Source organism: uncultured Bradyrhizobium sp., assembly GCF_964252615.1.
Taxonomy (GTDB): domain Bacteria; phylum Pseudomonadota; class Alphaproteobacteria; order Rhizobiales; family Xanthobacteraceae; genus Bradyrhizobium.
In genome coordinates, this window is the sequence record NZ_CAXUNQ010000008.1 from 104,503 (window position 1) to 126,058 (window position 21,556).

22 protein-coding genes are annotated in these 21,556 nt (G+C 61.5%); 12 read left to right on the plus strand and 10 right to left on the minus strand.

Going from position 1 to position 21,556, the window contains the following annotated elements; genetic code table 11:
- Window positions 1-310 precede the first annotated feature (310 nt).
- From ACFE72_RS07480 to ACFE72_RS07500, 5 genes are all read left to right on the plus strand, one after another.
- On the plus strand, window positions 311-844 hold the full coding sequence (locus ACFE72_RS07480; protein WP_375412438.1) for a tetratricopeptide repeat protein: 534 nt from the start codon (window positions 311-313) through the stop codon (window positions 842-844).
- Window positions 845-1,065: 221 nt separating this feature from the next.
- Entirely contained in the window at window positions 1,066-1,845 is a 780-nt protein-coding gene (locus ACFE72_RS07485) for an NAD kinase (protein WP_375412439.1), read from the plus strand.
- A gap of 358 nt (window positions 1,846-2,203) precedes the next feature.
- Entirely contained in the window at window positions 2,204-2,659 is a 456-nt protein-coding gene (irrA, locus tag ACFE72_RS07490; RefSeq protein WP_375412440.1) for an iron response transcriptional regulator IrrA, read from the plus strand.
- A 515-nt stretch (window positions 2,660-3,174) separates the two neighbouring features.
- Entirely contained in the window at window positions 3,175-4,002 is an 828-nt protein-coding gene (locus tag ACFE72_RS07495) for a helix-turn-helix transcriptional regulator (protein WP_375412441.1), read from the plus strand.
- Between the two features lie 118 nt (window positions 4,003-4,120).
- Window positions 4,121-4,999 carry a DMT family transporter gene (locus ACFE72_RS07500; RefSeq protein ID WP_375412442.1) on the plus strand — a complete coding sequence of 293 codons (879 nt, stop codon included), beginning with the start codon at window positions 4,121-4,123 and terminating at the stop codon, window positions 4,997-4,999.
- Between the two features lie 43 nt (window positions 5,000-5,042).
- Here ACFE72_RS07500 and ACFE72_RS07505 read toward each other — a convergent pair whose 3' ends face one another.
- From ACFE72_RS07505 to ACFE72_RS07520, 4 genes are all read right to left on the minus strand, one after another.
- Complete coding sequence (locus ACFE72_RS07505) at window positions 5,043-5,912, minus strand: putative hydro-lyase (protein WP_375412465.1); 870 nt, start codon at window positions 5,910-5,912, stop codon at window positions 5,043-5,045.
- 24 nt (window positions 5,913-5,936) lie between these two features.
- Window positions 5,937-7,301 carry a SidA/IucD/PvdA family monooxygenase gene (locus ACFE72_RS07510; protein ID WP_375412443.1) on the minus strand — a complete coding sequence of 455 codons (1,365 nt, stop codon included), beginning with the start codon at window positions 7,299-7,301 and terminating at the stop codon, window positions 5,937-5,939.
- Window positions 7,302-7,357: 56 nt separating this feature from the next.
- A complete protein-coding gene (gene ectB, locus ACFE72_RS07515) occupies window positions 7,358-8,632 on the minus strand; it encodes a diaminobutyrate--2-oxoglutarate transaminase (protein WP_375412444.1) in 1,275 nt (424 codons plus the stop codon).
- 72 nt (window positions 8,633-8,704) lie between these two features.
- Entirely contained in the window at window positions 8,705-9,418 is a 714-nt protein-coding gene (locus tag ACFE72_RS07520; RefSeq protein ID WP_375412445.1) for a TenA family transcriptional regulator, read from the minus strand.
- 480 nt (window positions 9,419-9,898) lie between these two features.
- Between ACFE72_RS07520 and ACFE72_RS07525 the strand changes: the two genes are divergently transcribed.
- Window positions 9,899-10,444: a response regulator gene (locus tag ACFE72_RS07525; RefSeq protein ID WP_375412446.1), complete on the plus strand. Its 546-nt coding sequence runs from the start codon at window positions 9,899-9,901 to the stop codon at window positions 10,442-10,444.
- Window positions 10,445-10,467: 23 nt separating this feature from the next.
- The gene (locus ACFE72_RS07530; protein ID WP_375412447.1) at window positions 10,468-11,046 is read left to right on the plus strand and encodes an Hpt domain-containing protein; all 579 of its coding nucleotides are present in this window, start codon (window positions 10,468-10,470) and stop codon (window positions 11,044-11,046) included.
- Between the two features lie 132 nt (window positions 11,047-11,178).
- On the opposite strand, the gene ACFE72_RS07535 is transcribed toward ACFE72_RS07530, so the two are convergent.
- The 4 genes from ACFE72_RS07535 to folE all read right to left on the minus strand — a co-directional run bounded on the left by ACFE72_RS07535 (window position 11,179) and on the right by folE (window position 14,680).
- Window positions 11,179-12,351 (minus strand): DUF2336 domain-containing protein, encoded by a 1,173-nt coding sequence (locus ACFE72_RS07535; protein ID WP_375412448.1) that lies wholly within the window; start codon window positions 12,349-12,351, stop codon window positions 11,179-11,181.
- A gap of 156 nt (window positions 12,352-12,507) precedes the next feature.
- Entirely contained in the window at window positions 12,508-13,491 is a 984-nt protein-coding gene (locus ACFE72_RS07540) for a transglycosylase SLT domain-containing protein (protein WP_375412449.1), read from the minus strand.
- A gap of 69 nt (window positions 13,492-13,560) precedes the next feature.
- Complete coding sequence (gene hisI / locus ACFE72_RS07545) at window positions 13,561-13,956, minus strand: phosphoribosyl-AMP cyclohydrolase (protein WP_375412450.1); 396 nt, start codon at window positions 13,954-13,956, stop codon at window positions 13,561-13,563.
- A gap of 28 nt (window positions 13,957-13,984) precedes the next feature.
- Complete coding sequence (gene folE, locus ACFE72_RS07550) at window positions 13,985-14,680, minus strand: GTP cyclohydrolase I FolE (protein ID WP_375412451.1); 696 nt, start codon at window positions 14,678-14,680, stop codon at window positions 13,985-13,987.
- A 136-nt stretch (window positions 14,681-14,816) separates the two neighbouring features.
- On the opposite strand from folE, the gene ACFE72_RS07555 reads away from it, so the two are divergent.
- A complete protein-coding gene (locus ACFE72_RS07555) occupies window positions 14,817-15,272 on the plus strand; it encodes an iron-sulfur cluster assembly scaffold protein (protein WP_375412452.1) in 456 nt (151 codons plus the stop codon).
- Window positions 15,273-15,328: 56 nt separating this feature from the next.
- On the opposite strand, the gene ACFE72_RS07560 is transcribed toward ACFE72_RS07555, so the two are convergent.
- Entirely contained in the window at window positions 15,329-16,240 is a 912-nt protein-coding gene (locus ACFE72_RS07560; RefSeq protein ID WP_375412453.1) for a hypothetical protein, read from the minus strand.
- A 244-nt stretch (window positions 16,241-16,484) separates the two neighbouring features.
- Between ACFE72_RS07560 and yidD the strand changes: the two genes are divergently transcribed.
- Window positions 16,485-16,829: a membrane protein insertion efficiency factor YidD gene (gene yidD, locus ACFE72_RS07565; RefSeq protein ID WP_375412454.1), complete on the plus strand. Its 345-nt coding sequence runs from the start codon at window positions 16,485-16,487 to the stop codon at window positions 16,827-16,829.
- A 71-nt stretch (window positions 16,830-16,900) separates the two neighbouring features.
- Entirely contained in the window at window positions 16,901-17,056 is a 156-nt protein-coding gene (locus ACFE72_RS07570) for a hypothetical protein (RefSeq protein WP_375412455.1), read from the plus strand.
- Window positions 17,057-17,072: 16 nt separating this feature from the next.
- Here ACFE72_RS07570 and ACFE72_RS07575 read toward each other — a convergent pair whose 3' ends face one another.
- The gene (locus ACFE72_RS07575) at window positions 17,073-18,248 is read right to left on the minus strand and encodes an MFS transporter (RefSeq protein ID WP_375412456.1); all 1,176 of its coding nucleotides are present in this window, start codon (window positions 18,246-18,248) and stop codon (window positions 17,073-17,075) included.
- Between the two features lie 169 nt (window positions 18,249-18,417).
- Here ACFE72_RS07575 and thrS point away from each other — a divergent pair, with 169 nt between their 5' ends.
- Both thrS and ACFE72_RS07585 read left to right on the plus strand, forming a co-directional pair.
- On the plus strand, window positions 18,418-20,463 hold the full coding sequence (thrS, locus tag ACFE72_RS07580; RefSeq protein WP_375412457.1) for a threonine--tRNA ligase: 2,046 nt from the start codon (window positions 18,418-18,420) through the stop codon (window positions 20,461-20,463).
- 119 nt (window positions 20,464-20,582) lie between these two features.
- A complete protein-coding gene (locus ACFE72_RS07585) occupies window positions 20,583-21,146 on the plus strand; it encodes a nitroreductase (RefSeq protein WP_375412458.1) in 564 nt (187 codons plus the stop codon).
- Window positions 21,147-21,556 lie beyond the last annotated feature (410 nt).

A 21,556-nucleotide genomic window follows, 5' to 3' on the forward strand; every position in this document is an offset into this window, starting at 1 on the left:
ATCGCAAAGCTGACGGCCGAATGGCCGGGCTGGTCGATCGTCGGGCCACGCTAACGGCCGTGCGCTGAACCCGCCCTGAAGCCGGGCGGTGGACTTCGTTCATCTGGATGACATGTTCGTCATGTTCAGCGAAACAATCCAAAGCGTCAGGAATGACGCTAAGTTGCGATGTTGCTACGCGCCTCGCAACGACGGATGAGACGAAATCCCCGTTCCGATTTTCACCGATTCAGGGAATGTTGGGGCCGACCGGGTGTTCAAATCGGCAGGCTCGGGTATAGGATTGCCCCACCGGAAACAGGAGAGACGCATGAGCAGATTTGCGATCAGGCTTTTGACGCTGGCAATGCTTTCAATGGCGGTGGCCGCAGCACCCGTGCTCGCCTATGCCGCGCCCGACGCCGATCCGCCGCCGTCGGACTCCAAGAAGAAAAAGAAAACCAGCGAGAATGGTTTCGGCATCAGCGGCGCGGCATTTACGCAAGGATACCGTGCGGCCTATGCCACGATCTACGACCGCCACGACTATGCTGCCGCCATCGAGCAGTTGAAGGCGCTCGGTCATGACGACAGCGCCGCGGTCGCCAACCTGATCGGATACTCCTACCGCAAGCTAGGCGACTACAAAGTGTCGCAGATCTGGTATGAGCGCGCGCTAAAAGCCGATCCGGACCACGTCAAAACCTGGCAGTATTACGGGCTGTGGCAGGTCGAGCAAGGCAACCGCGAGCAGGCGCAATATCACTTGAGCCGGATCGCGGCGATCAGCGGTACGGCGTCGGAGGAATACAGGTCGCTGGCGTCGGCACTTGAAAAGCCGCCGGGCACCGGCCTCGTTTACTGATCCTTGCGACGCCCGTTGAAGCCGGCGCGGCCGTAAGCTGCGCCGGCTTTGTTTTGTCCGCAGATACGGCAAGCGGCTGACCGACGCGGGCGCATGGTCAACTCGCTGCGTGCCTGTCTCGACTTATCTCGACAAGCGCGGCAAAGATCGGTTAGACGACCACTGCACCGCCCTTCCCTTCGCGCCGACAAGAGCCCGCGATCCCGAATGATTTCAGCCCAATGACCACGCCAAATCGATATGACCGGATCGCCTTCGTCGCGAGCCCCGGCGCGGAAGCCCAGCAGGCGCTGGCCCAGCTTATCCGGGCCTATGGCAATCACGAACCCGGCGATGCCGACATCGTGGTGGCGCTCGGCGGCGACGGCTTGATGCTGCAGACGCTGCACCGGCACATGCGCTCGGGAAAGCCGATCTACGGCATGCACCGCGGCACCGTCGGCTTCCTGATGAACGAATTCAGCACCCATGATTTGCATGCCCGCCTTGCGGCTGCACGCGACACCGAGATCAATCCCTTGCTGATGCGCGCCACCGACGTGCACGGCGAGATCCACCTGCATCACGCCATCAATGAAGTTTCGCTGTTTCGTCAGACCCATCAGGCCGCTCGTTTGCGCATCCTGATCGACGAGCGCGAGCGCATGAAGGAGTTGGTCGCGGACGGCATCATGGTGGCGACCCCCGCCGGATCGACGGCATACAATCTTTCGGCCCAGGGACCGATCCTGCCCATCAACGCCGCGCTGCTGGCACTGACGCCGATCAGCGCATTCCGGCCACGGCGCTGGCGCGGCGCCCTGCTTCCCAACACCGCCTTTGTCGTGATCGAAGTGCTCGAAGGTGAAAAGCGTCCCGTCGCCGCGGTAGCCGACCATGACGAGGCACGCGACGTGCGCCGGGTCGAAGTCATCTCGGACAAGACCATATCAATGCGGATGCTGTTCGACCCCGGCCACAGCCTGGAAGAGCGAATTCTGAGCGAGCAGTTCGGGTATTAAGCCGCACATTCGCCAAGCCCCGCGCTTTCGTTCTTTCCCCCCGCATGAGTGGCCCGCAATGCGCCGGAGCGATGGTCCACGATGCATCGGATTCTGCATTTATATCAGGGCGCCATCCATGCGGACGAGACGCTCGTCCATTGAGTAAAACGCCGATAAGCGATCAGAATCAGCACCGAAAACGTTGACAGATGAGATGAACGGCGACTGCCGCTGCGGCGGTTGGCGGATCGTTTCTTCATCGACTACTCAGTCCTCAAGCCGGCGCGTACCTGCCGCGTTAACCAAACGGACGGTACGTCGGCCGTAAGTGTTGGTTGGGATGCGGGCATCATTCCCTTCGCGTTCAAGGCAGTCGATGAGCGGCACCCGCCGCGAGATCGAGACGTTGTTGCGGGAAGCCGGGCTTCGCCCGACGCCTCAGCGTATTTCGCTGGGATCTATCCTGTTTGCCCGGGGCAACCGCCATCTCACAGCGGAGATGCTCCACCGCGAAGCGACCGACGCTAAAGCATTCGTATCCCTCGCCACAGTCTACACCACCCTAACTCAGTTCGCGGAGGCCGGGCTGCTGCGGCGAATTGCGGTCGACAGGGCGACAAAATACTTCGACACCAACACCTCGCATCATCATCATTTCGTGGCGGAAGGCGGAAATTTGCTCTGTGACATTTCCGATGCCGATGTGGTTGTCTCGGAGATGCCGATCCCGCCGGGGGGCTACGAGATCGCCCGCATCGACGTCATTATTCGTCTGCGCGCCAAAAAAACCCTCGAGTCTGGATCATGCAGTGCAATTCTTCCACAGTCCTAAATCAGGAAGCATTTATCAACCTTAGGTATAAGGAGCATTCTTCGGCATGAACCTATTCCAGCAGGTTAATCAAGTAGTTTCACCACTTAACCATTGGATTGACACAATTGGAGGTTAGGATTGCGGGGCTGACTCTATTCTAGGTAGAACCGCCGACTCTCACTGAAGGACTGGCGCAATGGCCTCTGCGGCGATGTTTGGACGACAATACGAGTCAGGCGTTCGATCTTTCTGTCGTGACAGGCCGGGCCTATTCAGCCGGGCGTCAGGACATCTGCACACAAATGACAATGACCGCACTTACATCGGCTTCCTCACAGCCGCTGGTCTCCTGGATCATGACCACAACGATCGCAGGCTGAAGCGGGCCGCCGTCGGAATGGCAGCTTCACCGCGGCGCGCTTCGCTGGTCCGCTCGGAGCTTTCGATCAAAGCTCCTGCAGGGATTCCGAGCGCGGGATTTCTTTTCCTTGATATCGAACGTTTTGACGATCGGGTACAGCCGTGAGGACATCATGAGAGAAGCCCTGACTGCCAACGCGAAGCGGTTGGACAATCGAAAAGATAGGCCGGTCGCAACTGGTGAGTCTGCCTCGACAGGCAACAAGCCCGACTTCCTTGTCTTCAGTTCAGATCTCGGAACCCTTGCCACGCTCGGCGTGCTGTTCGGCGAAAGAGCGGCGGTGCACCCCGCGTCCAGCCAGGTCACTGCGATTTCGCTGCTTGCGGCCATAGCACCCGCGCTCACGATTATCGATCTCGCCAATGGCGCCTTGGCAGGTCTCTCCGTTCTTCAAATCGTCTCGGCTCGGCACGCGCGATCTCCAACCATCGTCATCGCGCCGGAGGAGCTTTGGCTCAGTGGCTTTGCGACAAGCGGTTACCACGGCCTGAGAGTCGTATTGAGCCTGCCGCTGAAGCTCGAGGATCTGCTCAAAGCCATCGGCGCCACAGGTGTTCTGACTTCGCTTGCGCTTACCCCATCGGTCCTCGCCGCCGTCGATTTCATTCGTTCCGAATATGCCCGATCGTTCCGAAGCCGCGAACTCGTTCGGGAAGCCGGCATCTCGTTCAGTCATCTTGCCCATCTGTTTCGCGGCGAGCTTGGACTTTCCAGCAGGGAGTACTTGACTAAAATTCGAGTCCACGTCGCTCGTCACCTGCTCAAGGAATCGGCCTTCAAGTTGGGGCACATCGCCGAATTGACGGGGTTCAGCGATGCCTCGCACTTGTCCCGGGCGTTCAGTTCCGAATTCGGACAGCGTCCTGGCCAGTACCGCTTGACGCAGCTTCCCTCGGCGGTCGCTCCGATGCGCCAGAAAGATTCCAGTACGGCAGCCTAGCACGCGTTGCAGATTTCTGAGGGCGCGGAATTCCCAAATTGGTTTCACTCCGATACCTTCCGCTTCAACCTAAAGCTGCTTAGAGCCGGTCGAGTGAACCGACAAGGGGGACAGCTCTGTGAAATCGGATCGAATACGGGGTTTGCTTTGTGGATTGGTCGCCGCGGTTGTTTGGGGCGGCTTCCCGGTGATCACGCGGTTTGGTGTGGTGCGGACCAGCCTCGATATGTACGACATCACGTTCATTCGCTTCACGATCGCCACACTCGTCACCTTGCCCGCTCTCTTCAGGTCCGATCGCCCAAGCTTAAAGCTTACGGCGCTGCTAACTGTCGGCCTTGGGGCGCCCTACCTCCTCGTCGTCGGCTACGGGTTGACGCGTGCACCGGCCGCGCTATTCGCGGTGCTCACTCCCACCACCATGGTCATGTTTTCTGCCTTCCTTGGCACCATGCTCTTGAAAGTTTTTATTGTTTTTTGGAAAAGCGATTTGTTATCGTATTTAGTCGTCGGCAGCGGAGTTGCCGCCACCGAATTCATGGCCCAGGGGGACGGTATCGCCAGCGCAGTCGGATGGTTCATCACGGGCGGATTTCTTTGGGCGATCTACACCGTGGCGGTAAAGCAGTCGAATATCAGCGCTTTCACCGCGACAGGCTTTGTTTCCGCCGCATCGTTTTTGATCTACTGCCCATTGTACCTTTACTTCAGGGGATTCGAGCTGGTTTCCCATCCCTGGCAAGCGATCGTCGGGCAAGTGATCTACCAGGGCATTCTGATGTCCGTGGTCGCCTTATATTTCTATAGCAGGGCGATATCGCTGTTGGGGGCAGCGATCGGCGCGTCTTTTGCCGCGCTCGCTCCGGTGATCTCGACCATCGAAGCCGTATTTCTGCTCGACGAAATACCGTCTGCGCTGTCTGCGGGTGGTCTCGCTGTTTCGGTCCTGGGGGTTGCCGCGGTCCTCATGACACCCGGCCGCACCCGCGCCCCGTGACCGTCTCCCTGTCCCGCGCGCGGGACAGGGAGACATTCTATGCTCAAATTACCGATAGGTGAGTATTCCGCAGGTCGGTAATGAGCATGCACCCTGGGCTGTGCATGATGGCGATCGGCGGGCGGGCGGCACGGATGGCGAGTTGCGGCGTGCAGCCACAGGCCCAGAACACCGGTACCTCTGCCGCATCGACAGGCACCGGATCCCCGAAATCGGGTTGCTGCAGATCGCCGATGCCGATCGCACGCGGATCGCCGAAATGCACCGGGGCGCCATGCACGGAGGGGAAACGGGACGTAAGCTGAATGGCGCGAATTGCGTCCTTGGGCGTCAGCGGCCGCATGCTGACGACCATGTCGCTCTGGAACCGGCCGGCGCCGGTACATGGGATCGACGTCCGGTACATCGGTACGTTCCGCCCCAGTCCGATGTGGCGAACCGGCACGCCATCGGCGATCAGATCTTCTTCGAACGAGAATGAGCAGCCGAGGACAAACGTCACGAAGTCATCGCGCCAGTGCTCGCGGATGTCGACGACTTCGCCGAATGCGGGATCGCCGTCCGGTTCGCCATCCCGGAACAGCACATACCGCGGCAGGTCCGTGCGGATGTCGATGTCGGCACCCAGTGTGGGCAGCCTGGGGTTGCCGGGATCGGAAACGGCGAGAAGTGGGCAGGGCTTTGGATTGGCCTGGCAGAAACGCAGGAAATCTCCTGCCCAGTCGGCAGGAAGGATCACCACATTACCCTGGACAAATCCCGGCGCCATCCCGGAGGTCTGGCCACTCTCTTGTCCCTGTCGAATGCGCCGCCGCGCCGTCTGGGCGGTGGTTTCGTTTTCCGGCGTCTTCGTTCCTATTGTTGCCAATTTAGCTTCAACAGGGGCGCGTTGGACTAGTTGAGTTGGGTTCATCATGCGTCCTCCTTCTTGATATCTTCAACCGGTAGGCGACAAGGCGAGAGCCGGGGCGTAGGGGATTGCGTGCGGCAGCTTCGGCGTAAGCCGGCTTTTTTCGAGGATAAGATTGGTGATCCGTTCGGCACGCAATGAGACGAGGCTGAGCGAACCGGCATCGCCCATCCCGTGGGTCGCCTCGCACAGACCGCTCAAAAACAACCCGCCACCCTGGGGACTATCCGGCGCCAGCTTCACCTCATAATCCCGGGTTACCTGCAGACATCCGGCATCGTCCAGATCGATGATGTGTGCCAGGCCCGACAATATCGGCAGCGTCGGCATGTCCCGTTCGCCGGTACCGATATTCCTGAACCCGGTTGCCAGGATGACGAGGTCAAACGTTTCAGAGCTGCAGCTTCCGTCCGCGGCGTTCTTCAATTGCAGGGCGATGGCGTTGTCGCCCTGCTTCTCCGCTGAGAGGACGTCCATCAGTCGCTGGATCCGGATATTTTCCCTGCCGTGCAGCTTTTCGTAATAGACGCGGCGATAAAGCTCCTCGAGCACGTCCATGTCGCAGGCGCCGTAATTCGTCCGGTAGATGTCCCGATCGATCCGGCGTCTTAGACCGCGATCGGCGTTGAAATAGAAATCGGTAAACTGTGGAAAATATATCTCGCTCATGAAAGGATTCGTGTCTTTCAGCGGATAACCAAAGCGCCGGAAGATCGAGCAAAGCTCGATGTCGGGCCGCCGATCATTGATATGCAGGAGTATCTCGACGGCGCTCTGACTGCTTCCAACAACGGCAACGCGTTTGGTTCGTGGATCGTCGACAACCGGCAACATCGACTTGTATCGGCTGAGGTGGGCGACCCTGGCGGAAAGCAGATCCTTGAAGGATTCCGGAATATAAGGCGGGCGTCCTGTCGCAATGACGACGTTGTGCGAAAGATATTCGGCGCCCGCTTTGTCGACGATGCGGAACAGAAGCTCTTCGGCGCGCCCGCGAGCGGTTCCTACATGGCAAACGTCGACATTTGTTTTCAGATACGGCGTAAAGTGCGATGCGATCCAATTGATGTAGGTGGCATAATCGGGCCGCATCGGCAGCAGCAGATCCATGTTGAGATGCTCAAAGAAGCGTCCGCTTTCATGAAGGTAATTCAGAAACGTATATTTGCTTCGGGGATTTCGCGGTGTCACCAGATCGCGATACGGGATGTTCTGGATGTTGGAATGAATATCGAGACTTTCCTCGAACAACATCTGTTCCTGCCATACCGGATTGGGCGATTGATCGAGAAACAGACAACGGTCGATGAAACCCTTTTCCTCGCACGCAATCGCGAGAGAAATATTGGCTGGACCGAACCCCACACCGAGCAGATCGTAGACCTGAGTCATTTTGGCGCCATCCTTTCGGTTACACGAGATCAAGCCGAACTCTTACTCTCGCGGATTCAAGCAACAGCTCTGAAGTTTTCAGTGATTAGAACGGCAGCGGTGAAGCGGCGCAGTCCGTCTTCGAGGATATCGTCTTCGATCGTGAGGGGCGGCATAAGCTTGAGGACTTCGTCATCAGGACCACAGACTTCTATGACGACGCCGTTGGCGAGCGCCGTCTTCTGGATGTTCGCGGCAATCTGCGTCGAAGGCGTACGGAGCCCGCGAAACAATCCGCGTCCTTTCGGCTGCCATCCGGTTTTGGCGCTGAGCGAGATCAGAGCGGCGTCGACCACCGCGGCTCTCTCACATATCTTGCGGGCAAAAGAGTCGTCGGCCCAGTATTTCCGGAGCGCCGTGGTCGCCGTCACAAACGCATGATTGTTGCCGCGAAATGTTCCGTTGTGCTCGCCGGGCCGCCATACATCGAGTTCGCGACGGATCAGCACGGCGGCGAGCGGCAGGCCGAAACCGGAGAGGGACTTGGCGAGGACGACGATGTCCGGAACAACCCGGGTGCCTTCGAAGCTGAAGAACGTCCCGGTCCTGCCGCAGCCTGCCTGAACGTCGTCGATGATCAGCAGAGCCGAATGACGATCGGCCAGGCGCCTAAGCCGGTTCAACCAATTCGGCGTCGCCGCGTTCAACCCGCCCTCCCCTTGAACGGTTTCGACAAGGAAGGCAGCGGGCAGGTCGATTCCGCTGGATTGATCGGCCAGCATCCGCTCGAGCAGATCGATGGTGTCGATTTCGGGACCGAGATATCCGTCATAAGGAAATCTGCTGACGCCGGTGAGCGCAATACCTGCGGCTCCACGATGATAGCCGTTGCCGGTTGCGGCCAATGCTCCCAACGATACGCCGTGAAATCCGTTCGTGAATGCGACAACGTTCGAACGGCCCGTTATCTTGCGTGCGAGCTTGAGCGCGGCTTCTACCGCATTGGTACCGGTGGGACCTGTGAACTGTATTTTGAAGTCCATCTGCCGCGGCGCCAAAACGCAGTCGACGAAGGCCGACACGAAATCGTTTTTCGATTTGGTGGTCATGTCGAGGGAATGCGCAATCCCGTTGTGCGCCATGTATTTCATCAGCGCATCCTTCATGTCCGGGTCGTTGTGGCCATAATTCAGCGAGCCGCATCCGGACAGGAAATCGATGTATTCCTCGCCGCGCGTGGTCTTCAGCAGCGCGTTCTCCGCTTCGGCGAACTCGAGCGGGATGGACCGGCAATAGGTTCGGACTTCCGACTCATAGCGGGCGCAAACATTGGTTTCTGATATCGCGAGCATGGCCAACTCCTCAGGAGGAGCACGGTGTTGCTCCTCCGCGACGAGAACCTACAGACGGGGACGTGTCGGCGGCTACGCCGCTTTGGCGTATTGAAGTGACAGCCGATTAAGCCCGTTCCAGAACACTCCGAGCAAGTCGAGCACGCGACGCGCGCCGGCCTCGATTTGCCGAGATGCGACGGCGTCGTTGGCAGCCTCGATCACCGCGGCTTCGATCCACTCGACATGGTCCTTCTCGACGATCATATGGATGTAGAAATAGCTGAAATCTTCGTGCTTCCATCCAGGATAATTGCGGAAGCCCTCGTACATGGCCGCGATCATCGGAGCGCCGGTTTCTTCGAGAACAAAGTGGGCCCCAACCGCGTGGTATGGAGGCAACTCGGTGAACAGCTCGCTCAACCCCTCGACAAACTGTTCGGTTTCAGCGGTCCGGGGGACACGGCTGGGATCATTGTCAATCGTAACGTTGATGCCGGCCAGAGCGTTCTGGAACAGGACAAAGTGAGGATCTCCGCCGCCGCCGCCGAGTTCCGACACGACCGTCTGTGCGAGCCTGAGCCTCGTCATTTCGCTTTCGGTGCGAAAGCACAACCCCGCCATGGTCTGGGTGAACGTTCGATTGTAGTGGAAAAATTGTTGACCGACCGTCTTCACGCCATCCAGCGACACCTTGCCGGCGCGGAAGTTACGGAAGAATTCGTTGTCGTTGACGCCCGATTCATCTATCAGGCGCCTGATGTGGCGCACGAGATCGGCGCCCCTGAGTGATGTGACTTCCGCCATATGAGGTCTCCTTTCGAATATCGTTCAATGTTTCTTTGGTGTCAGTGGATCTGAAACGGCTTTATGGCGCTGCATCGGCTGTTGTTTCCGGAGATCCAAAGCTTGCCTGTCTGACGCCGCTACCCGACTCCTCTCCATCAACGAAGTTCGATCATGAAGCTTGCTGTTAGCCTCAGCAATGAACAGACATGCGAATATGTTGGATGTCCCGTGACCAGCTTCGACTTGAGAATGTCCATAAGTCGCGCCGTGGACATGGCTTGATCGACGTGATCGGTTGCGCAAGCACCGCTTAAAAAAAACCGCGGCGGCGCCAACCAAGCTGCCCGCCTCGTCTCCGTCCGGCGGTTCGCCGCGACCAGCGCGCCACTTTTCGGCGGCGCGGCGGGCTACGGCGAAGCGAAGTGCAACCATTCGTTAACGGCCGTGGCATATAGTTAACGTCGGGTAACCCGACCGGGGGCGCACCCGAGGCTCGCCATGTTTCGCATCGATTTCAACAAATTGCGGTTTCTGCTGTGCGACGACAATGCGCATATGCGGCGCATCCTGCGCACGTTACTACATTCGTTCGGCGCGCGCGAAGTCTATGAAGCAGAGGACGGCGCCACCGGGCTGGAAATGTACAGCCACTATGTGCCCGACATTGTGATCACGGACTGGTCGATGCCGATCTTCGACGGCCTCGAACTGGCGCAGATGATCCGCCAGCCCGACTCCAAGGCCAACCCCTATGCACCGATCATCATGCTGACCGGGCATTCGGAGAAACGGCGCGTGACCATGGCGCGCGACGCCGGCATCACCGAATTTTTGGCCAAGCCGATCTCGGCCAAGGGGCTTTATCACCGCATCCTGAACGTCGTCGCCAACCCGCGCCCGTTCATCAAGACCAAGACCTATTTCGGACCGGACCGCCGGCGCAACACCATGAACGCCTATATCGGCCCCGAGCGCCGCAGCGGCGCTGACGCGGAGCTTCTCCAGCAGCCCTCGTTGCTCGAGAAAGCCCGCACCACCAGCTAACGGCATCAGCCAAGGATCTTAGTATGGCCAAAGAGAAGCCCGCAACGCCCAACGTCCAGGCCTTCGCCGACCATCACGTCATCACCCAGCCCAATCCGCTGCGCCGGGTGTTGCGCCGCGTCGACGAAAAGGATCTCGATGATCCGGTTGCGCGCGCGGAAAAAGCGCTGGCCGGCCTGTCCGGCCAATTCAAGGATTGGATGGTGATCGAATGCGACCGGCTGGCCGCCGCGCATGCCGCCGTTCTCGAGCGCGGCTTTACCACTGAAACCCGCGAAGAACTGTTTCGCGCCGCTCACGACATCAAGGGTGATGCCGCCACGTTCGGGTTTCCGATTGCGGGCGCGGCCGCTGAAAGCCTGACCCGGATCATCGAGCACGCGCCGGACCTGGAACGGGTGCCGGCCGAACTGATCGCGCATCATATCAACGCCATCCAGGCGATCGTGCGCGAGAACGCCAAGATTGACAACGCCGGCATGGCTGCCGCCCTGGGCAGAAAACTGCGCGGCGTAGCCGACGAATACCTTGCCGCCGTCAATCGCGACCGTCCCGAGCATCTCGAAGCGATTCTGGCGCCGAGCATCGTGCCGGGGGAATAGTCGATACCAGAGCCTTCGTTCGTCACACCGGCCTGGTGCCGGGGCCTCGGCGTCTTTACTGCTCAAGCGACAAAAGACATGGATGGCCGGCCGGACCCGCCTGGCTATGGCGGCTGACGGTTGTTTGCTACGTCACGCCGCGATCAGATCGTGCTGCATCGCCGCCGCTTCGTCCGCGATCATCTCGTCGCAAAACAAGCGCGCTTCCTCACGCGCGGACTCCGTTGCAAAGCGCCGCAGCAGGATCAACAGCGGCTCGGCGGTCTCCGCATCGGTCTCGCAGCGGGTCAGCACCCGCTCGACCATGCGGCGGCGCAGCCGCGCCGCCTCGGCGTCGTTGCCGAGGAAACCAAATTCGTCGTTTGCTTCCAGCGCCGCCTGAAACGCGGGGAATATGGATTGCGGCAGGCCGGCGCGGGTCAGGAGTGCAGTCAGGCTGGCGCCGCCGCGGTCATAGATCAGCGCCGCGACGCGGGCTGGCGGCAGGCCCGATAATTCCACCAGCGCTTGGTCGAACAATTCGAGATTGCCCGACAGCAGCGCGCGCAGGATCAATCCGGCGGTGAGCTGGCCGGTCAGGCGCAGATGCTGCACCAAAGAGCGCATATCGTCGCCGCGCGAACGCGCCGCGATATTTACCGCGCAGCGGTCGCGTGCTTCACTTACGATGCGAGCCGCGCGATCGGCGCTGAGCCAGTTGCGCGCCACGACGAATTGCGCCAGCGTGTCCGACAGTTTGCCCACCAGCGCCAGTCGCGTCGCGGCCGGAAGGTCTTCCAGCACCAGCATCGATTCACGGATCGCCGCGAGATGGCCGTGGCGTTCGACGATGCGGTCCCATGAAAACGGCGCGAGCTCCGCGTACGGATTTTCGATCAGCTCCAGCGCCGCCGCCGGCGTGCCGACTTCGGCGATCGCGGCGCAGACCGCGGCGGGCAGATTGATACGGCGCGCGATGGCGCACTGCATCTCGCCATCGCCGGTCGCGATGATGTCGACCAGATCGGCATCGATCAGCAGCGGCGAATGCTCGAGGACGGAAAGCGCGACAGAGGCCTGGTCCAGCGACAGCGCCTGCACGATGGCCGCCGGCGCCTCGGCGCTGCGTGAAAACACTTCCGCCATGGCCTGGCGAACCAGCGGCGAAGCATCGTCAAGCAGCATCAATAGCGCGCCTTCGGCGGCAGCGCGGTCGGCAGCCGACATATCGGAAAAAAGCAAGGCGCGGGCCAAAGACCGCGTAGCCTCCGCGCGTTCGCCTGCCGGAGCGGTGCGTACCCAACTGATGAACTGCCGAACGATCATGGTCCTGCCGGCTTACGCAACTTGAAAAGACACCGTGACGCGGTGCCACTGTCATACAAAATAAACCATGACGCTTAACAAAGGGTTCACCATAAACGGCTGCGGTTATTGAGGTTTTGTTAAGAGTGCAGAATTGCGGAGGGGGGTCGTGGTGGGTTATCCGCTGAAGGTGCCGTTGCGGTCGCTGAACAGATCGAGCGACTGCGGCGCGCGGACGTTGGAAATCTGCGATGACGGCGATGGCACCGATGTCAACGACGCGCCGTTGCCCCACAATTCCTGCACCGCCGGCGACACCGGCTGGGAACGTTCACCAGCCTGGAACAGGGAACGGAATATCGGCTGGCCCGGCCGCAGCGATGCGGTCGTGATGGCCGGCTGCGATACGGCGGCCACCGGCGTTGCCGAACGCGCGTCCGGCACGTTCGACAGGTAGGCCGCGGTATCGACTGGCGTCACGCCGGCCGATGCCATCGCGGTGCGCGTGGCCGGGGATTCGGCGGCGCTGGCGTAGCGTTGCGTCAGCACGGAATAGACTTCAGAAACGCTGCGCGCGCGACCGCCGCGCTCGTAGAAGATCGAACGGTTGGCGGCGGCGGCGTTCGGAAACAGCCGCGCGCCGGAGGCCTGCGGATTGTCCTCGGCATTCGCGATCAGTTTGGCGGCGCCGCCTACTCCCATGAAATGCGCCATATAGAGTTCGCTGTCGCTGGGACGCCGGCCGATCTTGCCGGTGAGCTTAAAACTGTTCGACTGCGTCAGCACCCCGGCCATCGCGGAGCTGGCGGCCGGGTCGTCGCGCAGTTTCAGGATCGCGGTGCGCGCCGCCGGATCGCCGACCGAATAGGCGCCGGACGAAGATTTTGTGATGGCGTCGGCATAGCTGCCATAGCCGAGCTGGCTGCCGGCTTCCTTCACGGTGCCGAGCCAGGTCTGATCGATGAACTGATAGAGACCCCGCGCGGACGAGGTGGCCGCGCTGGCGGTCGGATTGAAATTGGATTCCATTTTCGCGGTGGCGAGAAGGTATTCAAAGCTGGTGCCGGTCGCCAAGGCCGCCTGCTTGATGGCGCCGGCCACGCGCGCGCGCGATGGATCGATGCCTGCCGCTGATGGGGCGCTGGACGCGTCGACCGACATGTGTTGGTGCCCGCTGGGTTCGCGAAACGACGTCACATTGCGGCGGCTATGGTTAATGAAGGGTTAACGTCATTCCGCGTCCACAAACGATAGCGCCGCCCCGCCCCCGCCGCCCTTCACCGCGCGATAGAAACACGAGCGCCTGCCTGTGTGACAGGCGGCACCTGTCTGCTCGACCCGGATCCATACCGCATCCTGATCGCAGTCCATCCGCATCTCGACCACGCGTTGGGTGTGGCCCGAGGTTTCGCCCTTGCGCCACAGCGAATTGCGCGACCGGCTGAAGTACCAGGCGTCGCCGCTTTCGATGCTCTTGCGCAGCGCCTCGGCGTTCATGTGCGCGACCATCAGCACCTCGCCGCTCGCCGCATCGGTGGCGACGCAGGTCACCAGGCCGGACGCGTCGAATTTGGGCTGGAATGCCAACCCTTCCTCGCGCTCAACGGGATCGGGCGATGTGGACATGAAAACCCCCGCAAATTGCACGCGAGGGTCAGCGCTGCGGCCCTCGCACCATGGACAGGAAACGCGCCTGCTCCGCCGGATTGTCACGGAACATGCCGGTAAAGCGGCTGGTGAACGTCGTCGCGCCGTGCTTGGCGACGCCGCGCACCGACATGCAGGTATGCTCCGCCTCGATCACCACTGCAACGCCGCGCGGTTTTAAAACCTCGTCGATCGCCGCCGCGATCTGCGCCGTCAGATGCTCCTGGGTCTGCAGGCGGCGCGCGAAGATATCGGTGAGGCGCGCCAGTTTCGACAATCCCACCACGCGCTCGACCGGCGTATAGGCGATGTGGGCCTGGCCATAGAACGGCATCATGTGATGCTCGCATTGCGAGGTGAATTCGATGTCGCGGATCAGCACAAAATCGTCATAGCCGGCGGTTTCGCCGAAGGTGCGATTGAGCACCTCGGCCGGGCACTGGTGGTAGCCCTGATAGAGTTCGTCGAAGGCTTCGACCACCCGGCGCGGGGTGTCCAGCAGCCCCTCGCGGGCTGGATTCTCGCCGATATAGCCCAGCAGGGTCTGCACTGCGTGCTCGGCCTCGGCCCGCGACGGCCGCGGCTGATCGGCCCGCACTGCGGCGGCGAGAAATTCGCTGGGGCCGAGTTCGGCAGGGCGAAATTCGGCAGCCTTCACGTCGGAAGGCTTGTTTCCGCGCAGCGGTTTGATCAAGGCGTCCATGTCAACTCCGTTCGACCGGTGTCGGCTAGCCGGCCCGGACTGTATTTCCGCGGTCTGCAACCATATATAGAGGCGTGGACGGTTGCCGCCAAGGGCGATCCGGCCCGCGCCCACTCCAAGCCGAGACCTCGATTCTATGCTGAACGACATCTACAACAAGCGGATCATCGAACTGGCCGGCAATATCCCGCGCCTGGGCCGCCTGCCCGCTCCCGGCGCCAGCGCCACCGCGCATTCGAAGCTGTGCGGTTCCACCGTGAAAATCGACCTCAGCATGGATGGCCCTGTCGTCACCGACTTCGCCCATGACGTGAAGGCCTGCGCGCTGGGGCAGGCTTCGTCCGCGATCATGGCGTCGCATGTGGTCGGCTCTACCGCGAACGAGTTGCGCGAGTTGCGCGAGACCGTGCGACGGATGTTGAAGGAAAACGGCAAGCCGCCGCAAGGAAAATGGGCCGACATCGCCCTGCTCGAGCCGGTGCGCGACTACAAGGCACGCCATGCCTCGACTATGCTGACCTTCGACGCGGTGGTCGATGCGATCGGCCAGATCGAAGCGAAGGCGAACGCATCGGCGGGCGCGCAGAGATAAGGGGTCATCATCCCGGGGCGCGCGTTTTCGCGCGAGCCCGGAATGACGAGTTTGACTTACCGCTGCTGTTGAGCCGGCGCCGCTGCCGCAATCCCGCCGGTCGGCACCAATGCTTCCGCCGTCTTGGTAGACTTCGCCGCAGGCAGCGGCTTCTCCACGCTGGCCACGTCGCTGACAAAACGATCCTGCACCGGCTTTGCGTTCAGATCGGCAACGGATGCCGCGGCGCTGTCGTTCGGCGAAAATACTTCGGCGACCGCATCAGTGGTGACGAGGTTGGTCAGCCGCAATTCGGCTTGCGACAGTTCATGCAGGTCTTCCCACGGCGGCACGCTGAGCGCCAGCGACAACAGATCGCCGGCGCCCCCCATCTCGAACGTGTATTTGGCAAGCCGGCCGATGTCGCGCTCAACGATCATCAGGTCCTGCGCGCTGTAGCTCGCGGCCCTCGCGTCATCGGCGCGATCGCCCATCCAGATCTGATGCACCCGCACATGCGCGCCATCGGGCACGTAGCGCGTCTTGCCCGACAGCAGCAGGAACACGCACATGGATTCGCAATAGGCATGCGGCACGACGCTGGCACGTTCGCCATTATGCGGATCGATGCTGGTGCCGACCGTGGTCAGCATGCCGAGATTGCGCCAGCGCCGCCCCAGCGCGATGGCGTCGTTGACCGAACCGCCGCTGGAATCCAGCACCACGCTGGCGCCGCGGAGCTGGCGCTCGCGCGCGAACTCGTCGAATGCTTTCGGCGTATCCGCGGTGACGATGCCGACCGCGCCGACCCAGCCGCGGCAATTCGGCTGGCACGCTACCCAGGTGAACCGCATCGGCAGTTTGCGTTCTTCAAGCGTGCCGCCGGCGTGGGCCGAACTGCCCGGCGTGGCCACGGTACCGGTCAGGGCGATGCAAAAGACGGCGGCGCAAACCAGCACCGAGCCGCCGTATTTGAGCGACAGCCTCAAGTTGGTTCCTTCCCCCACGCCTCAAGACAAGCAGTGGTAACGGCCCCAGATCAACGCCACATGATTCTGTCATATAAGCGTTATGAAAAAGGTAACCTCACATCACAAAACCGTCTATCGGGATTTGGTGCAGTGCGACCTAAAAACGAATAGTATTTCAGCCGGTGTGACTCAATTGCATGTCCTGCTCGGTTCCCTGCATCGGAACTGAGCAAGAATGTGCTCTCGAATAAGCAGACGGCTTATGAAACATTCACCGCTGAATTCGCTGCCCTGTCCAAACTGCCCTGGAGCGATTCAACGGCTGCCGCGCAATGCGGGGCGCGCGCTGATCTGGCTGTACCGCCACACCCTGTCACTGTTGGTCGGATACCACTGCCGTCATCTGCCGACCTGCTCGGTCTATGGCGACGAAGCGATCGAGCGCTTTGGCCTGTGGGGTGGCGCCTGGATGACGCTGGCGCGGCTGTCGCGCTGCCAGCCATGGGGCACATCCGGCATCGACAACGTGCCGCAGACCGTGCCGCCCGGCGCGCGCTGGTATCTGCCATGGCGATTCGGACGCTGGCGCGGCGTCAACGGGGCCTGACTTTTTGCCGCCACACAGGAACCGCAAGCTCCGCCGGGGATTGATCAGATGCTTCCGGTGGGAGGATACTCATGCGCGGCGGGCATGACCCCAGACAGCTCGACCTGATTGCAACTTTCGCGCTGCTGATCCTGATTGGCGCAGCTTTCGAAATGTTCAATGTCCATTACCGGACGCCGGCAACGACCACAGCCTTCATCGTGCCGAGTCAGTCCGTGCGCTGGTAGTGGCAATTTTCTCGGGCTATGAATTCGCTAGTCGCATCCACCCTGTGTAGATCACAGTCAGCAGCGCCAGCGCGACAAATCCCGCCGCTGCGTAGCCGCTCGCATGCAACATGTCGCGCGCATACAGCACGCCGCCGATCGCCGAACCCACCGCCTGACCGATATAGAGCACCGAGGTGTTCAGCGATACCGACGCGGACGCAAGCGCCGGCGCGGCCGCGACCAGCCGCACCTGCTGCATGGAATTGGTCGAGGCGAAACCAAGCCCCCAGATCGCAACCGACATCGCCATCAGCGAATACGTACCTGCGCTGAACGCCCAGCCGCTGACGCCGGTCAGCAGCAGGCTCGTGAACAGCAGCGAGGTTTTGTATGGCCCCCAGGAGTCGACAATGCGGGTCGCGATGGCTATTCCGATCAGGCCGAACCCGCCGTAGATCGCAAACACCAGGCCGACCGCGTCGGGGCTTGCGCCGGTCAGTTTTGCCAGCAGCGGACCCATGAAGGTGAACACCACGAATTGGCCGGACATCTGCAAGGTGGTGATCAAGAGCAGCAACAGGATGATCCGGTTGCGCCCGACATCGGCCCACGTCTTCAGATCGACCGGCTCGCCCAGCAATCCACCGGGCAGCCGCCAGGCGAGCAGCACGAAGCTGAAACAGGCGACCGCGCCGACGCTGCCATAGGCCGCGCGAAAACCGTAGCGGCTGGCGATGAAGGTCACCAGCGGCAGGCCGACGGCTGCGGCCAGCGACCAGCCGAGAAAGATATAGGCGATAGTGCTGCCGCGCTTTTCCGCGCCGACGATCAGGCTCGCGGTGCCCGCCGCCTGCGGCGTGTACAGCGCGCCGACCGCTAGCATGACCAGACGGATCACCAGCAGCGTGTTGTAATCCGGTGCGAAAGCTGAGGCCGCATTGCTGACGGCGAACACCGCCAGCGTCGAAAGCAGCAGGGCGCGGCGTTCGACCCGGCTGGTCAGCCAGGCCGTCAACGGCGAACCGATACACAGTACCGCCGCGCCGAACGTGATCAGCAGCCCAGCGTCGCGAATGCCGACGTCGAGGCCGGCGGAGAGTTCGTTCAGCATGCCGGCGGGCCCGATCACCGAGCAGCCGGTGACGAAATTTCCGAGCATCAATGCGGTGGGTGCGAAGCGGCGGGCGGTGTGGGGAGCCGGAGCATGCATGCAGGTGCATGTACGCGAAATAGGTGATCAGCGAAAGGACGGAAGCGACGTATTTTGCGCCGCTTTGTGCCGGCGGGCCCCGTTCCCTTCTCGGCCTCCTCCTGCTAAACACCCTCCTCGTTCCCGCTTACCTGCGCTCGTTCGCAGGAGTGAGCCACAGGAGAGACCTATGCCCGACAAGAACGCGCCCGCGTCAGGATTCCAGTTCGGTGTCGCCAATCTGAAACCGGTCGAACCCGAACCCCGCATCGCCCTTACCTTTCCCGACGGCGCCCGACGCGAATTTGCCAAAGGCATCACCGGCCTCGACCTCGCCAAAGGCATCTCGCCGTCGCTCGCAAAGCGCACGGTGGCGATGGTGCTGGGCGGGGAGTTGCGCGATCTCGGCGATCCGATCGACCACGACGCAACAATCGAGTTCATCAATCGCGACGACCCGCGCGCGCTCGAATTGATCCGCCACGACGCCGCGCATGTGCTGGCGGAAGCCGTGCAGTCGTTGTGGCCGGGCACGCAGGTGACCATCGGTCCGGTGATCGAGAACGGCTTCTATTACGATTTCTTCCGCAACGAGCCGTTCACGCCGGAAGATTTTTCGGCAATCGAAAAGAAGATGCGCGAGATCATCGCGCGCGACGCAGCGTTCACGAAGGAAATCTGGACCCGCGAGCAGACCAAGCAGGTCTTCCGTGACAACGGCGAGATGTTCAAGGTCGAACTGGTCGACGCCATTCCGGCCGACCAGACGATCAGGATCTACAAGCAGGGCGGCTGGTTCGATCTGTGCCGCGGGCCGCACATGACGTCCACCGGCAAGGTCGGCAGCGCGTTCAAGCTGCTGAAAGTCGCCGGCGCCTATTGGCGCGGCGACAGCAACAATCCGATGCTGACGCGCATCTACGGCACCGCGTTCGCAAAACAGGAAGAGCTCGACGCCTATCTGAAGCAGATCGAGGAGGCGGAAAGACGCGACCATCGCAAGCTCGGCCGCGAGCTCGATCTGTTTCATTTCCAGGAGGAAGGCCCCGGCGTGGTGTTCTGGCACGCCAAGGGGTGGACCATCTTCCAGGCGGTTGTCGCCTATATGCGCCGGCGGCTGACAGGCGACTACGAGGAGGTCAACGCGCCGCAGATGCTGGACAAGTCGCTGTGGGAAACCTCCGGCCACTGGGAATCGTTCCGCGAAAATATGTTCGTGGCGCAGTCGGCCGGCGACGAAGCGGAAGACAAGCGCTGGTTTGCAATCAAGCCGATGAACTGCCCTGGGCATGTGCAGATTTTCAAGCACGGCCTGAAGAGCTACCGCGACCTGCCGTTACGGCTGGCCGAGTTCGGCGTGGTGCACCGCTATGAGCCATCGGGCGCGATGCACGGCCTGATGCGCGTGCGCGGGTTTACCCAGGACGACGCGCATGTGTTCTGCACCGAAGCCCAGCTGGCCTTCGAGTGCCTGAAGATCAACGACCTGATTCTGTCGACCTATGCGGATTTCGGCTTTGAGGGCGAACTTACGGTAAAACTCTCGACCCGTCCCGAAAAGCGCGTCGGCACCGACGAGATGTGGGACCATGCCGAGCGCGTGATGGCCACCGTGCTGTCGCAAATCCAGGCGCAGGGCCATAACCGCGTCAAGACGGCGATCAACCCCGGCGAAGGCGCGTTCTATGGGCCGAAATTCGAATACGTTCTGCGCGACGCCATCGGCCGCGACTGGCAATGCGGCACCACGCAGGTCGACTTCAATCTGCCGGAGCGGTTCGGCGCGTTCTACATTGATGCCGACGGCTCCAAGAAGGTGCCGGTGATGGTTCATCGCGCGATCTGTGGTTCGATGGAGCGTTTTATCGGCATCCTGATCGAGCATTTTGCGGGAAATTTCCCGCTCTGGCTCGCCCCCACGCAGGCCGTCGTCACCACCATCACGTCCGAAGGCGATGAATACGCCAACGTCGTCGCCGCCGCCGCACGACGCGCGGGGCTGCGGGTCGAAATCGATCTGCGCAACGAGAAGATCAACTATAAGGTCCGCGAACATTCGCTCAAGAAGATCCCGGCGCTGCTGGTGGTCGGCAAGAAGGAAGCCGAAACCCATTCGGTCTCGATTCGGCGATTGGGCAGCGAGCGCCAGCAGGTGATGCCGACCGACGCGGTGATCGCAGCGCTGGTCGACGAGGCGACGCCGCCGGACGTGAAGCAGGCGCGGCAGGCGGCGTAATCGTTGCCGGCAACCGGTTCCCCGACTTTTCACAATCGATCTAAGTTTGCTTCAAGCGCCTCGTAACCGACCTATCTTTGTGAGGTAATGCTTGCCCGCGACAGATGAAAGCCAATCGAGTGTCCCACCCCATTGAACTCCTGAAAACCCGCCGCTCGGTAAAGCCGCGCGAAATGAACGGGCCGGGCCCCTCGCCGGCCGAGCTTGAGACCATCCTCACCGTCGGAGCACGCGTGCCCGATCACGGCAAGCTTGCGCCATGGCGCTTCATCGTGTTCGAGGGCGACGGCCGCGTCCGCGCCGGCGAGGTGATCGCAAATGTGTTTGCGCGGAAAGAGCCGCAAGCGCCGCCGGACAAGATCGATGCCGAGAAGCGCCGCCTGATGGATGCCCCGCTGGTGATCGCCGTAATCAGCTTGATGCGGCCGCATCCGAAGATTCCGGCGTGGGAGCAGGAACTGTCCGCCGGCGCCAGCGCCATGAACATCATTACCGCCGCTACCGCGCTCGGTTATGGTGCGAACTGGCTGACCGGCTGGTTCGCATATGATCGCGACGCGCTCGACGGATTGGGACTGAAGGCGGACGAAAGGCTCGCGGGCTTCATCCATATCGGCACACCATCGCGGCACATCGAGGACCGCCCGCGCCCGGCGCTTGCGGACATCGTGACACGGTTCTAGCGGAATTCACCGAGCACCGGCGTTCGCGGCGGCACTGGCTCCGCCAGCGCACTACGCCGTGAAGAACGGCGCGCTGCGCTGCGTCCGGAGCACGCACGTCCTTATTTACTGTACACCCCGTGTCATGCGAGGGCCTGACCCGCGCATCCATCACCTTTGGAAGACTTTTTTAAAGGATGGATTGCCGGGTTAAACCCTGCTGGATTCACGCATCTCATCGTCATTGCCGGGGCTTGACCCGGCAATCCATCCTGCTTCGCAAAAGCCTTTTGCCAAGAGCGATGGATACGCGGGTCGAGCCCGCGGTTGACGCGGCGTGTGTTGCGGCGTCTTGCAATATCGCGCGCCACGGGGCGCGTTCCCCGGACGCAACGCAGCGCGCAGCCCTTGCGGAGCGGTGCGCTGCAGAG

Excerpts from the sequence above, each read along its gene's own strand:
- ACFE72_RS07575 (WP_375412456.1), bottom strand. The coding sequence starts at position 18,248 with ATGCATGCTCCGGCTCCCCACACCGCCCGCCGCTTCGCACCCACCGCA.
- ACFE72_RS07495 (WP_375412441.1), top strand. The coding sequence starts at position 3,175 with ATGAGAGAAGCCCTGACTGCCAACGCGAAGCGGTTGGACAATCGAAAA.
- hisI (WP_375412450.1), bottom strand. The coding sequence starts at position 13,956 with ATGTCCACATCGCCCGATCCCGTTGAGCGCGAGGAAGGGTTGGCATTC.
- yidD (WP_375412454.1), top strand. The coding sequence starts at position 16,485 with ATGAAACATTCACCGCTGAATTCGCTGCCCTGTCCAAACTGCCCTGGA.
- irrA (WP_375412440.1), top strand. The coding sequence starts at position 2,204 with ATGAGCGGCACCCGCCGCGAGATCGAGACGTTGTTGCGGGAAGCCGGG.
- thrS (WP_375412457.1), top strand. The coding sequence starts at position 18,418 with ATGCCCGACAAGAACGCGCCCGCGTCAGGATTCCAGTTCGGTGTCGCC.
- ACFE72_RS07540 (WP_375412449.1), bottom strand. The coding sequence starts at position 13,491 with ATGTCGGTCGACGCGTCCAGCGCCCCATCAGCGGCAGGCATCGATCCA.
- ACFE72_RS07555 (WP_375412452.1), top strand. The coding sequence starts at position 14,817 with ATGCTGAACGACATCTACAACAAGCGGATCATCGAACTGGCCGGCAAT.
- ACFE72_RS07480 (WP_375412438.1), top strand. The coding sequence starts at position 311 with ATGAGCAGATTTGCGATCAGGCTTTTGACGCTGGCAATGCTTTCAATG.
- ACFE72_RS07570 (WP_375412455.1), top strand. The coding sequence starts at position 16,901 with ATGCGCGGCGGGCATGACCCCAGACAGCTCGACCTGATTGCAACTTTC.
- ACFE72_RS07520 (WP_375412445.1), bottom strand. The coding sequence starts at position 9,418 with ATGGCGGAAGTCACATCACTCAGGGGCGCCGATCTCGTGCGCCACATC.
- ectB (WP_375412444.1), bottom strand. The coding sequence starts at position 8,632 with ATGCTCGCGATATCAGAAACCAATGTTTGCGCCCGCTATGAGTCGGAA.
- ACFE72_RS07510 (WP_375412443.1), bottom strand. The coding sequence starts at position 7,301 with ATGACTCAGGTCTACGATCTGCTCGGTGTGGGGTTCGGTCCAGCCAAT.
- ACFE72_RS07530 (WP_375412447.1), top strand. The coding sequence starts at position 10,468 with ATGGCCAAAGAGAAGCCCGCAACGCCCAACGTCCAGGCCTTCGCCGAC.
- ACFE72_RS07485 (WP_375412439.1), top strand. The coding sequence starts at position 1,066 with ATGACCACGCCAAATCGATATGACCGGATCGCCTTCGTCGCGAGCCCC.
- ACFE72_RS07535 (WP_375412448.1), bottom strand. The coding sequence starts at position 12,351 with ATGATCGTTCGGCAGTTCATCAGTTGGGTACGCACCGCTCCGGCAGGC.
- ACFE72_RS07525 (WP_375412446.1), top strand. The coding sequence starts at position 9,899 with ATGTTTCGCATCGATTTCAACAAATTGCGGTTTCTGCTGTGCGACGAC.
- folE (WP_375412451.1), bottom strand. The coding sequence starts at position 14,680 with ATGGACGCCTTGATCAAACCGCTGCGCGGAAACAAGCCTTCCGACGTG.
- ACFE72_RS07505 (WP_375412465.1), bottom strand. The coding sequence starts at position 5,912 with ATGAACCCAACTCAACTAGTCCAACGCGCCCCTGTTGAAGCTAAATTG.